This is a genomic window from Annamia dubia NIES-4383 (genome assembly GCF_055394725.1).
The window spans coordinates 1-18,100 of the sequence record NZ_AP025633.1 but is presented as its reverse complement, the minus strand read 5'-3'; the positions used below and the strand labels follow the sequence as shown (position 1 = coordinate 18,100).

Below are 18,100 nucleotides of genomic sequence, written 5' to 3'. Positions count from 1 at the left end.
CAATCAACTTCGACAAGAAGTCAGGGAATAGGTAATAGTAACTATAATTGAGCAAAAATATTAAGGATGATGCTCTATATAAAAATTGAGTGCATCCTCAAACACTTCCTTAAGAGACTTATCATGTTTGGCCGCATATTGCCTGATCTTGCGTCTGGTTTGCACATCTACTTTAAAATTAAGATTAACGATTTCGTTATTTCTTTCATTCTTGCTTTCGTTATTTAGTTCTTTCGTTGTTTCTGTCTCAGCCTGAGTTGAACTTTTCACGGTGTCAAAAACTTTACTTAGTCTGCTCATAATTAATTGCCTCCAATGTTTGTTTACCAATCGTGACATAATCTTGCCAAGGGATTTTATCTCTCCCTTTCATCTGCGCCACCGTTAAGCCTAGATCGATGGCTTTGATAATAGAGGCTGAACGCCTGATTTCTCCCTCAAAGACTCTGATTTGATTTTGATCAAGTACCCTCCTTAACTCCTGTGCCGATGTGGAGGGATAGGGAGGCGCGATCGAGATTAAAACACGATAGTTAGCACAAGGAGCTAAGTCATGAAACATCTGTAACATGGGGTCAAGACTAATGGCATCGGGCAAACAAGGCAAAATGGTTAAACTCGCTTCCTGACTTATTTCCGACAGTTCACTACTATCAGGCCGAGCGGGGGTATCCAAAACTAAAAAATCATTTCCGGCAATGTGAGCAGGGGCTGACTTTTCATTTTTGATTTTAAAAGGTGGAGGAGAAGGAGAACGACTCGCCCATTTTTCCACTGAACGGTTGGGGTCCGAGTCAATCAATAAGACTGAGCCATAATCGGCCAAAAATCTTGCTAAATGAATGGCCGTGATGGTTTTACTTACCCCTCCTTTATAACCTGTGATGGCAATAATATACATTACTTTCTTTTTTTCTTGCTTTCTTACTTTCTTTCCTAAATTATAACCCACTTGTGGTTTTTAGACAAGTCAAAATTGAGGCTCGATCGAGCCTCTTGACAGATAGACACAGTAAAACTAGGGTTATGAAAAAATCCCTTAAATTTGTATTCAGTTAGCCCTTAATTTTGAATTTTTCAACCCCCACTATCTAAAATCACCTTGGCTATGTCTGGAGCAAAAATAGGAGTTAATAAACCAATAATTCGGTACTTGATTTCCCCTGATACTTGATTGATATAGGCTTTAAAGGCTTCCCACCCCTGATTAACAATAATATCTATAAATTCCTGTACAGCTTCGATTGGATCCAAGCCGAGCCATTCCCGAAATAAATCATCCAGTTCGGGATTAAAATTACAACGGTCGCTATTAGAGTTTAAATAGGGCGAGTTGTATTTATTAATTAAGGCGCTCCAACCACCCTGAAAGGCTTTACAGTGTTTATTGACTAATTGTTGTGATAAACCGGAGATTTTAGCGATGTTAACTTGGGTAAGTTTTAACATTGCCTTCTTACAGGATGAGATCGCCTCTAAGATTTTAAAGCGGGATTTTTGCTTGGCGTTTCTTGCACCCTTACAAAGATCAAAAGCGTTTTGATTGATCACATTAATTCCATATAAATCCGTTAACCAATCAAGATTGCTACCCGTAGAAACTAGATCAAGAATAAAATTTTGTTCAGGGTACAATTGTACTCGTTGCCGTCCGATAAATTGAATCACCTCATTTCTGACGGCTTCCTCATAGAAGGATTCAAAATCGGATTCATTCTCAAATAAAAGATGATATTTATCTTGGAGATCCCCGATATTGGGGTAGGGTAAACCAAAGCCTAAAAGATAGTTAACACCTTTAAATTTATTAGTACCTCGGTTATGATTAAACCAATAATTATCGCACCCCCAGATTTTAAAACCTAGAATTGAGACATTTTGATTATGTTCAACTACATATTCATTATAAGCTTTTAATCTTTCTTGACAGGCATCAGAAGGGATACCATTAGAGCCTAAACCCTCAAGATGGGTGTTATAAACAGTGAGATTTTTAAAACTTGGTAATTCCTCTTGAATCTCAATAATTTGATTAGGATTAATACCGAGAATTTTAGCGGTATAAGTACGATTGAAGGTAGCATCAAGATAGATTCTAGTTTTAAATTGGGAGAATAAATCTTGATGTTTAGTATCTTCAATGGTTAATTTTAATTGTCTTTCAGTATAGGTAACTTCTCCGGCTTGATTGCGATGTTTAACCTTAACTATTCTCATAATTCCTTTTTTCAAACCGCCCCAAATTTGAAGAAAGTAAACTAAACCATTAACAGGGAGTTGGTTAATTTTAGCAATCGCTTCTTTTAACATTTCTGCTCTGGCTAGTTGAGCGATGCTTCTATATTTTTTCTCAACATTACCGATCGAATCTGGGATAATTTCTGCTAAGTCTAATTCATTAGCAATTAAGAAATTAATGATATTTTCAAGTTCGGAAGGTGGCAGGGGTAAAATATTTTTTAAATTTTCTGGATTAATACCATATAAAGGATGTTCGACAGATTCATTTAATGGTAAAAGTGGGATATTTTTTCCTGATAAATAATCACTAATTGCCAATAAAACTGGACGTAAAGAGGTTAAATCAATCTCATTTTTAAAGGCTTGTGCTAATTGTTGTTCAAGATCTTGATTAGTTAGATAAAGAGTTTGGTGGCGGGTTAATTGAGAGCCACTTTCTTCAATGATCGCTGTATCTTTTGAGTAATCAAAATCAACAGGAGCGCTATTAAGATCTAATCTAATTTTACGATGTGCTAAAGTATCCTTTCTTTGCCCTCTGTAGCCTGTTTGAGTACAAACAAAGGCACTAGGGCAAGTAGCACAAATTGGGTTGAGGCTACCATCGGAGGTAGTCTGATTGGGATTATAACCTTTCTGAGCTAAGGTAGTAAATAAATCGGCACGATGGCAATTAGAAGGAATAAGAGCCTGTTCTTTTTGCTGACGAGTTCGAGCGACTTTTAAGTTACCCTCACTATCTTTGTATATCCCATCATGACGGGGGAATAGGTTTTCATAATTGTCTCGGATCGTGGGAGTAGAGACGTTGTTATGATTTTTGTCAAAATACCAATATTTAGAGCCTTCAGAGGGTTCTAATTGCCCGATTTGATGGGATTTTCCGCTACCCATAAAGGAAGTAATGGCAATATCACTCCATCCTAATTGCTTTAATTTCACAATTAATTCATTTTGTTTACCTTCGGCAAAGATGATTTTGGGAGCGGGTTTCCCTTCGTAATCAGCAGGGCAAGGTAGCACATCATCAGGATAATTAATTTGTGTTGGTAAATTAACTTTAGTAGTGGAAAATTGATGGAAAAATTCTTTGCTTAACCAACCAAATCCTTTTTTAAAGGTTTTTGGCAGTTGATTGGCAATTCTTTTTAACTCAAAAATTAAATTAAATTTTTCTTCTTCTTCGATCCACGAATACCACTGCTGTGAGGGGATATAGTATTCTTGAGTTAATTCTGGGATCGTGGGTTTAAATTTTCTTTCAAATTCAGTTTTGCTAATTTCTCCCTCAAGGCGCTCGTCGTATTGATTTAGGAAATCAGCCCCGTCAATCTCATTAATTTCTGGTATCACTCCAGAATTTAATAACTCATCGTAATCAAGTTTAGACTGATCACACAGTTGCCCCCAATCAAAAATTTTGATGGAGTAACCCCATGTTTGAACTAATTTAATATTCTGAATAATTTGTCGTAAAACATTAGGATTACTTATACTCCCTGCATCGGGGGCATAATAAATAGTTTCTAGCCCTAGTATTTGTAAAGTTTCTTGAAGTTGATTTTGAGAGCCAAGGAAGTTTCCGCCGGATGCACCAATGAATAAATCATGGCTCAAACTCGCACAGACATCGGGTTTGAGCGTTCCTTCAATTAATATAATTCTCCCTTCTTGATTACCTGTTACTTGTAAGGGCAGTTCACCTGTACCATCTTCCCTGACATATTCTTTGAGGTGGGAAGTTGCTCCATGAGGGCGTTTTGAGGTTTTAGAACTTGCCCAAACATATTTAGCCGATTCTCGATCATCCGATGCGATTTGATAACCAATGATTTGATTTTTAATATTAGTAATTGGTACGATAAAACCACTGTGATAATTACTTAAGGAATAACCGGAAATACCTACTCCGGCTAATTGATGATTGACTTGGGATGTTAATTTTTGCCATTGGTTAATGGAAACATAGCCACGTTTTTTGATGTGGTTTTCACCCATTCCCCGTTTAATTAAATTTTGCTCATGCTGGGTTTTAAGTATTAATTGATTAATTAATTTTCTTAATTCTTGGTCACGTTGATTAAGGCTTAAAGAGTTTTCCCGTCGGGCATTTTCCTCTTTAATTCTTTGTTCTTTTTCCTGTTGTTTTTGCCGTAACCATTCTTCTTTATTTTCCTGTTTTTCTTGGTTAATTAAATCAGTTAGCTTATAAATGCCAAAGCCATTGCGGTCATGACCAAGGAAAGTATAGTCGTCACAAGGATTGTCATGTCGGCAGAAATGCAGTTCGCCTTTACTTCGGCAATCTTTGCGTGTACTACAGACGGGGCATTCTCTTTTTCGATAGTAAGTCCATCTGCCACTATAGGATAAATTAACTTCTTTACAATTTGCGGGTTTTTGAGTTATTATCATGGTATCTGTATGGTTTTTTCGTAAAATCATTATTGAAGGCTGTGCTATAACACGGCGTTTAATTGTTTTCAAAAAAATATGCGCTTAGCGCAATCCTCTCCTATGACATTTTTAGGATCAACAGGTGGAGGCACAAACCCAGTAAAAAAGTCTTGGTCGGACTGACTGGGTTATTTAATTGCCTGTTTTTACTTTATCAAATTTTTGAGAAAGAAATTGATTCTTCTCAAATTTGAATTATAAATGACGTTGTTTTTGGTTCGATTCGGCAAAGTCATTAGTTAGTAATCATTTTGCCGGATCATAACCAAATTCCATCGTTAATTTTTATGACAATCACAACCTTTTCAAGATTTGAGGTCATAGTTAGCGCGATCACACAGTGCCACCGAAGGTGATCGAAGGCGATCGCAGTTGGTTAATCTTATTTATTAATCCCCAAATTTTTTTAATGATGAGTTTGCACTAAAGTTTGGAGTTAATGTTCGCAGTCAAATTGCCAAATTTTTAAATGATTCATTAGCTCAATCCCTCCTCTTGGGCTACTTCAGCACACCAATAATAGACAGTTATTTCCACCGGATTTTTCCTGCCATAATACCAATGTTTGAGGCTACCTTCACTCACTCCTAGTAACTTCGCTGAGGTTGAGATTGCCTTTGTAATAGAACAATTCTTATTTTTAATCACCCGTTCCACAAATTCTTTTGGGGATAGAACAGGGCGATTTAGCACGTTATACCGTGCCATGTTAGAATCCTTATCAGCCATTTTGACCTCCATACAGGTTAACTTGGTTAGAAACACTCTCAGATGCCAGTCTGGGGGTGTTTCGTTTTTTGTATAAAAATATGTCCGAATCGGACTTGTTTTTTAAAATTTTTAGAGATAATTTAATATTAGCAAAAAAATAGCAAAAGTCAAGTAAATATGCAACTAGATAGCGCAAAAATAGCTAATAGCTTTAATTCCGCTATTCCTAGTAATTGGTTTGGATTTTCCGTTGCCAAAGTGCAGGAAATTTGTGGGATTGCTCCTTCAACATGGCGGAAATATCACAAACTTCTTCGGGATGCGGAAACGGCTCTTTTAGCTAACAATAAAAAACCCTTTGGTTTTACTTATCAACTACGCTCACAGGGATTAGATAGAACAAGTCTGTTGTTAATCTTTTCCCTTGTCTATATTCAAAAGTTTTTCAACAATGAGAAACTTGCACTCAAAGAACTTTACAAAAATTGGGAGGATATAAAATGTCAAGCCAACCTATAAATAACAAAATCAATGAAGCTTTTGATGAAATTTTTGCTGAAGAAAGTCAAACAAATTTTCAACAAAAATCTCCTCAAACTAACAAGAATCAACCGAAAATTACAGCCGACCAATACAGATTACTTGATCAAGTTTCGGAGATTGAAAGTGATATGTTGATTGAGATAAAAGACGTTCTCACAATCCAAAAATTTGTCCAAAAAGCGGGGTTAGGCTCAACAAAAGGCAAAACTCTGACGGATGAAGTGATTGGAGCTTATAAGTCAAATGCCGACTCAGCAATGGAATCAATGAATGTAGGGGAAATCAAAGCTTTTTTTCAGCCATCCTCATCCTTACCACAACTTACGGGTTGTGCGTCAAGTTGAGGTGGCAACTGGTAAAAAGACTTTTTGGGATAGTCTCTCACAGGCAGTCAAACTGCTCTCACCCTTCTAAAAGAAGATATATCCCCCTGCCTGAAGGGGGGTACATCTCATCAAGGTTGGGTTATCCCTTCCTTTTAAATAACAATTCAAACTAATTTTACACCATGAATAACAAAGACGATAAATTTCTAGTTGTGAATGATGATGATGTTGAAATCATTTACAAACGTCGCAAAAGTAGCTCTACCGATGAGATTCACGGGTTTAATCCGGTTATCATCTTTACCATAATTATTATTAGTTTATTCTGTGCCGTGACCATTGGTAATCAATCTAATAATAATCAACAAACACCAGTAATAATTAACAATAATTAGGAGAAATTATGGCACTTTCAAGATTTAATAAAACAGCAATTAATGGGGATAATTCTATTAACTTAGATGCTTGGCATTCTCCCACCGGAGGCTTCAGTGCTACCGATGTCGGAAACATTCAATTTCAGAATGTAAAAGGGATCAGAAAAGAGGGTTTTGAACTCGCCACTGATGAAGTAGTTGAACAGGAAAATCAAGCCAAAGCCACCTTTAAAAAACAGTCAGCAAATGGGCGTAAAATTCTTCAAACCCGTACAGAAGTTGCCAAGGAAACTATTAAGAATAACGAGGCACTTACTGAACATATTAAAGCAGTTGCTAATGTTGAAGTTTCTAACCAAAAGCTAAAAGGAGTTATCAATAAACATTTACAAGGGACGAGGGTACAACTGGCAAGAATAAAAGCAGATGGCCAAGGTTATATTGAAGATGCAAATAGTAAAGTAAATGCTATTTTTTCCGCATCTAAAGAGTCAATCAAAGAATCAATCTTTTAATCAGTAATCAGTAATCAGTAATCGGTAATCAGTGTTTAGTAAAAAGTTGTTAGTAAAATTTGTTAATAGATTAATAATGATTGATAACTAACTTAACTGATGACTGATTACTGAACACTGAAAATCGGGCTTATTTTTATGAGAAAATTTATCTTATTATCACTTGCCACTGCCCTATTATCAGGCTTTATCAGTGAATTTAGTTTGATTGATGTTCGTTCCCAACTGGTTGCTTTATTACTCTATCTTATCACTAATTTAATCTTTTATCTAGCATATAAATATGACGATTTATTTATAAAATTTTTCAAGAAATTACTTGATTATTTATTAATCAAAGATGCGGAAAGTTTTAATCTTGCCATTATATTTATGTGGATTAGTTTTAATCTTTTTGTAATAGTCTGGAGGTGGAGTAATGTTAGATAATTTAAAACCAGTAAAACGACTGCATTTAATCACATCAATCGGGGCGGATATTATTATAGTAGGCTTAATATGTGTTACCCTATTTCTTCCATTAAAAACTAATAATAAAAATCTGAGATTATGGGGATTAGGGATGGGAGTAGTAGCAGTTAAAATCTCGTTTTATCTATTATCAGAATTAAATAAAATGGAGATGTTTATTAATGGCAATCAACATCTTGAAGAAAACAACTTTGTTAACAATTTAACGCTATTAAAAACCTTAAATGATCAATACTATCAAAATCAACTCCAACCTCGTTATTTACCCCAGAATAACTATCAGGATGAAGGCATTGATGATGAGGTTGAACAGGTAAAACCTTCGGCTTCTGGCTTTGATTTTTATGACTGGTATGACTGTATTGATGAGGCAGTTGGCTTTATTGTTAGCGGTAACAGTGGCAGTGGTAAAACGAGCGTGGCTTGTTGGTTAGCCGGGCTTCTTACTCAAGAAAAACCTGCGCAAGTTTTGGCCATGGATCCTCATTGGAATGATACATGGGAGCAAGTTGGAGTAAAATCTATTGGCAGAATCGAACAAATTGAAAAGGTGCTTAAATGGCTTCTTAATGAACTTGATCACCGATGCGAATTAAAGGAGAAAAAGTTATCTTTGGGAGATGATTTAATCATTTTCTGTGATGAAGTAAATGCTTGTTTAGAGAGATTTGAAAACCCTAAAAATGTAAAGTCAGCTATTAAGAGATTAGGCTCTGAAGGGCGTAAATTTGGTATTACATTTATCATCTTAAATCAATCTCATAATGCTACAGATTTAGACGTTTCTGAGAAGTATTTGAATAACTATTTTATCATTGGTTTATGTGCATCGGCACGGGCAATAATTAATAATAATTTCAAACAGAATACCCCAGAAAAAGAATACATTAAATCTATAGCTTATCCCTGCGTTGTTTCTGGTAGTGTTCCCGTTCAAATTGCCTTACATCCAACCCATCATAGTTATAGTAAATTTAAGAAACATGGCAATCCTCCTTTAAATTTACTTCCCATTAATCAACTACCTTTATTAATCTTAAATCAGGCAGTGGGCAACTACATGACAACTACCGTCCACCCACAGCCACTGCCTCCACCCAATCACTACACTCCTTATATTGAGGGTAATGTAGGTAACTACCAACAACAACAACAGTTGGCGCAATACCTTGATAATCTCTACGAAATAGAGTACCAACCACCTACAACGGAGGAAAATGTTTGTCCACATTGTGACTCTATTAATATTATTAAATGGGGGAAGGATAGAAAAAAATGTAAGGATTGTAATAAAACTTTTAGGGACAATTAATAATGTTGTTTTTGGCTTAATCTGTAAAGATTGAATCAATTAATTATTCTAAATCAAACATGACTTCATTAAAGATCAACTTGTTCAAATTGAACAAGTTGATTTTCTAATTAGGGGAGATCGAGCCATTCCCCCTGTGCCGAGATCGGTGTCAAAAAGTGCGAAATGAGTCTAAAAGCATTAGTATATATGGGTTTTAGCCTTAGCGTGGTTTTTGACATGATTGCTACTCAAATTGTCAAAGCTATATACAGCAAAGCATTGACCTAGATAATTTACCTTTTTTTATGTGTCTCGGCCACCCTCCTATGACTTTAATTCTTGACGAATATAACAGTTATGCCTGTAAAAAAGAGTTATCTGATGGGGAGAACTAATCAATTGTTCTCCTTTTTTTATAATTCATAATAAAAATTAATATTATGTGTTGTTAGTTAAATATTGTGACAATCAATTTGATTGTCTTTTTAATAGTTATCTATTGCAAACTAACTACCTTACTTTGACTCTCTATTGTTATCTAATGAGTGTTTATCATCATTAACCCCCTATGTTATTAAAAATAGCCTTTATTCAGCCAAAATAACAACAATAAGTATTTTTTATCAGACTTACATATTCAATAAATTGAAGCTATGATACAAGAGAAAAAATTTTTTTTACCTCAAGGAGGGTAACTATGCAAACAACTCAGACCGCAACAACCTCTTTTTCTGAATGGCTAGAAGTTCTTTTAGATAACATACAAGATTATGAAGATTTATTTGATATGGAAGAAAGTCTTGTTAAAGTTATCGCCATAGGAGCTTTTAACACTGAATTAAAAGGAGATAAAAAACTCGTTTTCTCAGATTATATTGATCAACCTTTACTACTTGCAAGTGAAAAAGCTGAACGTTATTTTTTGCAAAAAATAAATAAACGTTTTAGCGAATCCGGTTCTATAGCTGTTGACTGGCAAATTTGCCGAGATATGAGAAAGGATGATTAATTACAAGATTGCTATTTAAGTATTTGCCAATAAAATTTTAGTAAAGTTCTGAAGGTAAATACTTAAATAGCTGTAGCGGACTGAGGTTATTATAAAATCAAATAAAAATATCCTCAAAAGAATTTGATGCCTACTGCTTTAGATTTACACCCGTTGGCAAATTTTGGCGAGTGCTAAAAGATGTATAGCAGAGATAAGTGTAAAAAATAGAGTATAATTCTTTTTTAACGAGATTATACAAAATAATTGGATTTATAAAGATTATTGTAATATGACATACTCACAAGATTGTCAACCTTTTAGTCCTAAAACTTGGGCAATTGATATTGCTATTTTAGAAGAAATACAAAATCAATATGGTTTGCCCGGACAGATTCAACTGAAGTCTAAGAGAAAAGTAATAATTCCGTTAATCAATTTTTTAAGAACAGAAGAAGATGATCAAAAAGTACAACAATTTTATATTCCAGCGAAATATCAATCAGGAAACGAATTAAAAGAAAATGATTATGTTTCCTTCAAATGGAGAAATATAGGAAAAAAAGGGACTGATAGTAAAGGTGATCAACTTGATCCCGTAGCAGATGAAATTGATATAGAAACAAAAGAAGATATAGACAAACTTTGTGATTTTATTTTGGATTATTTAAGGGATAAATTAAGAAAAGACATAGAATTAATTGAAGAAAATGCAATTTTAAGAGCTATAGAACTACAAGAACAAATTTCTCAAGATTCAGAAAAAAATGAAGAACAAAGACAAATAATAGAGCAAAAAGAACAAGAAGTCAAAGATAAAAATAAATTGATTGAACAAAAAGAACAATATTTATCTGAAAAATATGGTATTTTAATACCTGATGATTTCAATAGTTCTAATCAAAATGAAATTTTTAACTATCCCTCTTTAAAGAATATTTATAGTCATTGGAATAAAAATTTACAAGATTTAAGAAATACCAATGAATTTTGTTTAAGTAAAAATATTACCGATAGTTATTTACTAGCTTTAATTACTTCTTTAATCGAAGGAAGTTTAATTCTCCTTAACGGTTCGGTTGGGGTTGGAAAAACAAGTTTAGTTAAACAATCAGCTAAAATATTAGGAAATGAAAAAGATCATAATATTATTCCTGTGCGTCCAGCATGGCTAGATCCTTCTGATTTATTTGGTTATTATGATTCTGTTAATAATATTTTTCGTCCTTCCTCTTTGACAACAGCAATTAAAAATGCGAAAAAGAATAAATTACATTTAATTTGTTTAGATGAACTTAATTTGGCGAGAATAGAAAATTATGGTTCTGATTTATTATCTCAATTAGAATATAAGGGAGATATACAATTATATTCAAATGATATTTATAAAGAAATATGTTCAGAAAAAAGAAATGATGAAACTTATCCATCAACTTTAAAATTATCTGAAAAAAACTTAGTGTTGATTGGTACATTAAATTCAGATGAAACAACTTATCAATTAAGTCCTAAAGTGATTGATCGTTCATTTGTAATTACTTTTCCTGTACCTTTTTTAGATGATGATAAGATAGGAGAATTACCTAATAATTCTGATGAATCAACTCAAGATCAACAAGTCACTTTAGATGATTGGTTTGACAAAATTAAAAATCAACAAAATCAAGTTAATATAGAAGATGATTGGAATATAATAAAAGAATGGAATCAATATTTAGTTGACAATAAATTAGCTATTCCTTTAGGCTATCGTGCTAAAAATCTTTATAAAACTTTTAAAAATATTTCCACTATATTAAGATTTAATCAACAAGAATGTCTTGGACATTTTTTATTTATGAAAATTATGCCGAGAATTTATTTTATTAAGAATGAAGGTAATGAAAGTAAACAGGCATTATTAAAAAAATGGTTAGAAGAAAATATTAAAGATTATCATGGTTATGATCCAGCAAAAATTATTGATAATTTTAATAACCAAATTAATGATGATAATATTTCTAATGTTCAATATTTTTCTAATTTTTAAAATGATTAAAAGAGGTTGAATTATGAATTACCCTAAATTTTATTTTGTTGATAAATATGGAAGTCCTTTTGATAAAGATGATCAAGGGATTCAATATACTATTCAGTATAATAAAAATTGGTTTATACAAGTAGATCATGAATGGAATGGTGGAATAATTATTGAAGGGAATCCTTCTATCAAATTAGAATTTAAAAATAGATTATGGCAACTACCAAATATAACCAAAAGACAAAACCAAGTTTTATATGAAACAATTAAAAATGCTGGAGGAAAAGGGGGTGGAAGTGGATTAATTACAGCTAAATTAACCGATCAATCAGGAAAAATTTTAGAAGATTCTCCTTCGGCTCAATTATTTATTGAAGTTGCTAATTTTTCAGAGCAACAATTTCAACAAATGATTAAAGAAATAGGTTTATTAGCTCTTTCTTCTAGCAGTTGTGTCAATAGAAATATAGATATTCCTATTCAAGAAAAAATCGGTGAACTTAATCATGGATATGAATGGTTAGCAGGTCGTGGTAATATTGTAACAGCAACATCTTTATTTGAATTAGCTGAAGTTTTTAAGGCTAATTGGTCAGCGATCGCAAAACGTCCGTTAAAAAGTATTAAACATGAAAAGGGAATTGTTAATATTAATAAAGCTCATTCTTTTCCTCAAATGCTGATACAAGCTAAAATTAATCCTCAAAAAAAGAGCATGATAGGAATGTCTCGTATAGAATCTGTTAATTGTCCTGAAAATGAATTTTTATGTTATATTTTGGATAATTATTTAATTAAATTAGGAGAAAATATTGTTGAATTATTAAAGAATCTAAGAACTTCTATCTATATAGATGAAAGACATTATCCTGAAAACTTAAAGTTAGGAGCCTTATCTCCACAACAATTTAATCTTATTCAAAAAGCAAAAAATAATTATTTTAATCCTATACAAAAACAGCAAAAATATAAAGATGGTTTAAGTCAAAAATTGCTAGAACTAAAAATTTATATATCATGGGCTAAAAAAATTAGAAATTCATCATTTCTTGCCAATATCAAAACACCGAATAATATATCTTCAAGTTCTTTACGTCTAACAGGAAATCCTAACTATGGTGCTATTTATCAGAAATTTAGAAAGCTTAAAGGAGGTACTCTAAATAAAGTTAGTAAAATATTATCCTTACTAGATGTTACTCAAAATGGGACAATTCGCCCTGTATGGAATATTTATGAAATTTGGTGTTTAATCAATTTATATAATGCTTTTCAAGTTTATGGCAATATGCAACCACCTAAAAAAAGTTTAAGTTTAATGGAAAGTATCAAAATTAATAAATACACAGGAACATTAGAAATTCCAAAAGATCAAGAATTTATTTTAGAAAGAACATTAGACAAGAATCAAAAATTAATTGTTAAGTTTAAATATGAACCAAGATTTTATGTTAATGGTAGTGGATTAAGACCTGATATTTATATAACAGTTATTACTCCGAATGATACATATAATTACTGTTTTGATGCTAAATATAGAGATTATTCTAAACAAGGTGGAGGTGTCTTAATTGATGATATTTTAGGAACTGCTAGAGATAAATATTTAAACAAACTTAATACCACAGCTAGTTTTATACTTCATAGTGATACTAATAGTAATACAACTATAAATTATTGGGGAGAAATTCCTTTACAAGAAAAATTAAGAGAACTAAAAGATAAAACTCCATATATTCAATTTACAGATAATATTAATGTTGATAAGGAAAAAGGATATGTTTCTCATAAATATGGAGCAATTTCTTTAATTCCAGATACTTCAAAAACTCAAGGAAATTTACAAAAACAACTGCAAAAAATTTTAAAAATGGTGCTACAGTATCATAGCAGATTGCTTAATATCTGTCTTTGTTGTGGTGAATATGTGAAAGAGCCTATCTCTATAACAAACAGTAGAACACAAGGAGCTTGTTATTCTTGTCCTCAATGTGGTAATTTCTGGTTAGATCATTGGTGTAATGGCTCAGGACATAAACTTTTAAAATGTCAAGATAGTTTTCATCGTCTTTCCAATAACGCTAATAACGCTAGACCTGAAAAAAATTGGTGGTATAGATGTCCTGAATGTGGGAGTGATTAACTTTTTAGGTAATACTATTTATGTGTAGCGAACTGCAAACATAAATAGCATAACCTGAATTAATCGCTTGAATTTGATATAGTTAACAAAAGAAAAAGGGAGCGATCTAGGAGCGATCGCTCCCTAAAGAGATTAAGAAACTTGATTTAACCTAGTTTCCAACGAGCGTTAAACTCAACCCCTGTAAACTGTCTTGCAATTTTGGAACTAATTGACAATAAAGCTCATATCCCCAGTTCCTTACAGGGAAGAAAGCAACTTAATCAGAATATCCCTGTAAAATACCAATTAAATCCTCAACTCTAATCACCTTTTTGCCTGAACTTTTATAAATGCGTAAAGCCCTTTGAGGAATTTGCTCCACCTTGGTTTGAGGATAAACCCTCAATTTTTCCGGATCAATCACCAAAGGCACCTTCAACCCTTGATCCAACTGATGGGCTATTTCCAATAATACCGAAGTTAAGATCGTTGGCACTCGAATGGTTGAAGTAGAACTATTGTTCCAGTTGGAAGGACGACCACCACCACCTCTTTTGCGAGGGCGACCAGATTTTGCCATTTTTTTTCCTCTTTTTTTGTCACAAAAATAATTGATAGATCAACGAATTCCCGTTTTGTTTTAAAATTAGGGGTTATGTGACAAAACATAAACCCTGATGCTCTCTGCCTTTGTGGTTTTGACACAAAATTGTTAAAAATTAATAAGATTTTGAGTTAAAATTGAAAAGCAGACACAGAGCCTATTTCAGTCTTGTCTGCTAAAATATCGCCTTTTAGCCCCCCCTTGACAATTTTATAATTATGTGCTAAGACAACTTTTTTATAAAAGATTAATCGCCGCCTGAGTTTGCTCAGGAGTAACTTCTAAATATCGTTGCAAAGCCCCAAGGTCTTTATGGCCACTAATTTCTTGAAGCACCCTTAACACAATGTTTTCTCGGTGCATCATTGTCAAAGCCGAGCGACGACAACTATGGGAAGACGCCCCCTCAATCCCTAGGTCCTTAAAAGCAGTTTCAAAGATAGTAAGAGCAGTTCTTAAACTAAGACAGCCTTGATTTTGTCGACCCGGAAACAGGAAAGGATTATGGGGATTTTCCCCTAAAAAACCAGAATTACTTGTACAAAGCACTCCTAAAGGGTTATATTCAATGATTTGAGAGCTAGGAGAGTCAATCGCTTTAGACCCTTGGAAATAGCCTTTACAGTTATTACAGCGATATTTTTGTCTAATTTGACGACCCCGACGATCTAAACCCTGTTTACTCCAGTTTGAAGACAAACAGCAAGGACATTGAATCCTTGAATCCAGAAACAGATTACCATTGGCATTTAAGTTATGGGGACTCCAATCACCAAAAATATTTCTGAGTTTGAGAAGTTCTTGGGCATTCTGATGATATTCTTGTAAAATTCCTCGTAGTCGTTGATGAGTAGGAATAATACGAGTTCTGCCTTTCCCTTTCGTATTTTCCCCCCGAATCATGATGGCATCTAATACTTCGTCCCCATGAAAAGCATCAATTCTGTGCATTTGTCGAGCTTCTGAGACTCGACAGGCTGTATAAAAACAAATCCCAAAGATGGCTTTATCTCTACTATATTTAAAGTAAGCTAAAACCCGATTTAATTCAGATTCGGTTAGAATTTTAGCTTGTCCATTATTATTTCTAGTAAGCATAATTTATTCTCCTTATTAAGGTAATTTATTGATAGCATCAATGATTTCATCCGGTGTCACCTCTAAATAGAGTTGAAGATTTTTGAGGCTAACATGACCAGAAATCCTCTGAATTACTCGCAAAGGAACACCGTTTTTGTGCATAGTTGTTAAAGCAGTCCGCCGAAAACTATGAGTTGAAGCACCAATAATGCCCAGTCTTTGCACGGCTTTTGTAAACGCTTCTTGTGCCGCCGTGCTAGATATATAACCCTTGCCCCCAAAGCCGGGAAAAAGGTAGGGATGATTGGAGTCTTGAAAGAGGAAACCGTAGGAACTAGAATTGAAAACTCCCAATTCCAGCACTCTTTGTTTTAACTCAGGAAACTCTAAAAAAGCCGTTTTTTGTTGAAACCGATAACCACAATCTCGGCATTTTAAGATTTTCTTCCCTCGACTGTAACCAGCAGTTGTCAAGTTTTGACTTTGACATTGGGGACAACAGATTGAGCCATCTTCCGCGATGATGGAAGGACAATCAAGACTTTGATAGTCCCACCGACCGATTTGCTGATAAATCGAGAGTAATTCTTGTGATTCTTGTTGATATTGTTTCAGAGTAACCGCTAATTTTGGGCTTGTACTAATACTGCGTGTTGCCTGTTTGCCTTTGGTAATTTCTTTGGAGATCACAATGATTTCTTTGACATTACCCAAGGAGTCAAAAACATCAGAATAAAATAATTGTCTAGCTTCACCACAACGACAAGCTAAATAATAACAAAGTTGGTACAAAGCTCGGTCTCTACTACAGAGAAAACCTTTGCTCCAAAGGTGTTCTAATACTTCTGGACTAAGAATTTTAGCTTGTCCTCTACCATTTATTTTCATATTTTTTAATCTCCTTTTTTTTCAAGATAATTTATCAACAGATAAGCCTTAACTATGTTTCTAGTTTGAGCCAACAAATGTAAGATTATTTTCTGATAGCTCTACATTTGTCTTGGTCAAAAAAAAAGCAGTTTCTTCCGTCCACAAGTAATAATTTAAGATTAATTACTTGTGCGTTAGTTTTATGTATTACTAAGCAAATACTGCTTCATCAGATGGCTAAAACATAGAGAAAAGGCATCTGTTTATGAATAAAGAAAAAAACATCTTTTGTTTTTTTCTTACTAACAAATCAACAAAAGATAGCTTGATGTGTTAATAGCAATAATGAATTAATTTTCCTTCAATGTCAAGGGCTTTTCTGTAACAAAAATGCTTATTGTTGGGGAGACCACAAGACCTAACTCATTAATTAATAACTATTAGAAAAAAATCATCAACTTTTTTATTTAATGTAACAAAACTTAACAAAAATAATGTTCAGCAAAAGGTCAGTTATAATCAGAAAAAAGTAAAGAACCTCAACGGCAAAATTGAGATGAATAAAGAAAACTTAAACTGTCAAAATCCTAATTGTGCTGATTTAAAAAAAGGTCAACCTCCAATCTTGCGTAAAAATGGCAAAACTAAACAAGGAAAACAACGATATATTTGCTCAACCTGTCACAAGACGATTTCTGTAGAGATCAAGCCTTCCTATTCCCATCTCAACAAGAAGGGGCATCAAAGTGAGCGTGGGGTGGGAGAGATTTATGCTTCGGCGAAATCAGACAAACAGTCTCTGGCTTTAACTCCTACCGCCAGAGAAATTTTAGATAAAATTGCAAACTATCGTAAACTGAGTCAAGCAGAGGTAGTAGAGCGTTTTTTCCGTTATTTTTTAAGCGAGATTGATTTAACTGATGTAGCTCAACTGCAAAAAATGTTCACCCATCAACCCAAAAAACGATTAAATCAAAAAAGTTTAAGAGGGCGTGGAGAAATCGAAACGGAAACAAAATCTAAACAGATCTGGGTTAAGATCACCGCCCAAGCGAAGGAAATTGTGGATAATTTAAAAGCACAGGGATATTCGCTCTCCCAAGGTTTTGAAACCTATCTTCGCAGTCGTTCCAATATTTTACCCAGTGGTTTATCTCCTTGTCAGTCTCGATCACCTGAGACTTTATCTGATTTTGTCAATAGTCTTCGTCACCAATGGATGATCGCCCAGGAAGATGTTGAATAACTCAATAGCCACTGTTAACTTTTTTTGATCTGATTGCTACTCACATTGGGCAAGTTGATTTCTTTTAGGCGCGATCGAGCCGAGATAAGTGTCAAACCCTTAGTCTATATGAGTTTTAGCCAAGTGCGTACGTTTTCGTCCCATTACGACGGAAATGATAAAACCTTGGCTGTAAGGCAGTTTTGACACGATTGCTACGGAGATGGTAGAATGAACTGACTTGTGTTGATGA

The 18,100-nt window shown here is 33.8% G+C and carries 17 protein-coding genes; 10 read left to right on the top strand and 7 right to left on the bottom strand.

The features are described from left to right. Positions 1-60 precede the first annotated feature (60 nt). The 4 genes from Anndu_RS17820 to Anndu_RS17805 form a co-directional block, all read right to left on the bottom strand. On the bottom strand, positions 61-300 hold the full coding sequence (locus tag Anndu_RS17820; protein WP_464104247.1) for a hypothetical protein: 240 nt from the start codon (positions 298-300) through the stop codon (positions 61-63). Continuing rightward, positions 284-952: a nucleotide-binding protein gene (locus Anndu_RS17815; RefSeq protein WP_464104246.1), complete on the bottom strand. Its 669-nt coding sequence runs from the start codon at positions 950-952 to the stop codon at positions 284-286. The genes Anndu_RS17820 and Anndu_RS17815 overlap by 17 nt, the downstream gene beginning before the upstream one ends. A gap of 125 nt (positions 953-1,077) precedes the next feature. Further along, on the bottom strand, positions 1,078-4,728 hold the full coding sequence (locus tag Anndu_RS17810; RefSeq protein WP_464104245.1) for a hypothetical protein: 3,651 nt from the start codon (positions 4,726-4,728) through the stop codon (positions 1,078-1,080). Positions 4,729-5,175: 447 nt separating this feature from the next. Further along, the gene (locus Anndu_RS17805; protein ID WP_464104244.1) at positions 5,176-5,427 is read right to left on the bottom strand and encodes a hypothetical protein; all 252 of its coding nucleotides are present in this window, start codon (positions 5,425-5,427) and stop codon (positions 5,176-5,178) included. Between the two features lie 159 nt (positions 5,428-5,586). On the opposite strand from Anndu_RS17805, the gene Anndu_RS17800 reads away from it, so the two are divergent. The 9 genes from Anndu_RS17800 to Anndu_RS17760 all read left to right on the top strand — a co-directional run bounded on the left by Anndu_RS17800 (position 5,587) and on the right by Anndu_RS17760 (position 14,086). Further along, positions 5,587-5,928, top strand: coding sequence for a hypothetical protein (locus tag Anndu_RS17800; protein ID WP_464104243.1), 342 nt, complete (start codon positions 5,587-5,589; stop codon positions 5,926-5,928). Continuing rightward, a complete protein-coding gene (locus tag Anndu_RS17795; RefSeq protein WP_464104242.1) occupies positions 5,910-6,296 on the top strand; it encodes a hypothetical protein in 387 nt (128 codons plus the stop codon). Before Anndu_RS17800 ends, Anndu_RS17795 begins: the two co-directional genes overlap by 19 nt. Before the next feature lie 164 nt (positions 6,297-6,460). Then, entirely contained in the window at positions 6,461-6,673 is a 213-nt protein-coding gene (locus tag Anndu_RS17790; protein WP_464104241.1) for a hypothetical protein, read from the top strand. An 8-nt stretch (positions 6,674-6,681) separates the two neighbouring features. After that, the gene (locus Anndu_RS17785; RefSeq protein WP_464104240.1) at positions 6,682-7,170 is read left to right on the top strand and encodes a hypothetical protein; all 489 of its coding nucleotides are present in this window, start codon (positions 6,682-6,684) and stop codon (positions 7,168-7,170) included. A gap of 138 nt (positions 7,171-7,308) precedes the next feature. After that, on the top strand, positions 7,309-7,599 hold the full coding sequence (locus Anndu_RS17780; RefSeq protein ID WP_464104239.1) for a hypothetical protein: 291 nt from the start codon (positions 7,309-7,311) through the stop codon (positions 7,597-7,599). After that, positions 7,589-8,953: a transposase gene (locus Anndu_RS17775; RefSeq protein ID WP_464104238.1), complete on the top strand. Its 1,365-nt coding sequence runs from the start codon at positions 7,589-7,591 to the stop codon at positions 8,951-8,953. The genes Anndu_RS17780 and Anndu_RS17775 overlap by 11 nt, the downstream gene beginning before the upstream one ends. Positions 8,954-9,632: 679 nt before the next feature. Then, entirely contained in the window at positions 9,633-9,944 is a 312-nt protein-coding gene (locus Anndu_RS17770; protein ID WP_464104237.1) for a hypothetical protein, read from the top strand. Positions 9,945-10,215: 271 nt separating this feature from the next. Continuing rightward, positions 10,216-11,952: an AAA family ATPase gene (locus Anndu_RS17765; protein ID WP_464104236.1), complete on the top strand. Its 1,737-nt coding sequence runs from the start codon at positions 10,216-10,218 to the stop codon at positions 11,950-11,952. 22 nt (positions 11,953-11,974) lie between these two features. After that, entirely contained in the window at positions 11,975-14,086 is a 2,112-nt protein-coding gene (locus Anndu_RS17760; protein WP_464104235.1) for a nuclease domain-containing protein, read from the top strand. Positions 14,087-14,345: 259 nt separating this feature from the next. On the opposite strand, the gene Anndu_RS17755 is transcribed toward Anndu_RS17760, so the two are convergent. The 3 genes from Anndu_RS17755 to Anndu_RS17745 form a co-directional block, all read right to left on the bottom strand. Further along, positions 14,346-14,648, bottom strand: a complete 303-nt coding sequence (locus tag Anndu_RS17755) for a hypothetical protein (RefSeq protein ID WP_464104234.1) — start codon at positions 14,646-14,648, stop codon at positions 14,346-14,348. A 261-nt stretch (positions 14,649-14,909) separates the two neighbouring features. After that, positions 14,910-15,770 carry a tyrosine-type recombinase/integrase gene (locus Anndu_RS17750; RefSeq protein ID WP_464104233.1) on the bottom strand — a complete coding sequence of 287 codons (861 nt, stop codon included), beginning with the start codon at positions 15,768-15,770 and terminating at the stop codon, positions 14,910-14,912. A gap of 15 nt (positions 15,771-15,785) precedes the next feature. Then, a complete protein-coding gene (locus Anndu_RS17745) occupies positions 15,786-16,640 on the bottom strand; it encodes a tyrosine-type recombinase/integrase (RefSeq protein WP_464104232.1) in 855 nt (284 codons plus the stop codon). Positions 16,641-17,178: 538 nt separating this feature from the next. Here Anndu_RS17745 and Anndu_RS17740 point away from each other — a divergent pair. Further along, complete coding sequence (locus Anndu_RS17740; protein WP_464104231.1) at positions 17,179-17,868, top strand: IS1/IS1595 family N-terminal zinc-binding domain-containing protein; 690 nt, start codon at positions 17,179-17,181, stop codon at positions 17,866-17,868. The last annotated feature ends 232 nt before the right edge of the window (positions 17,869-18,100 follow it).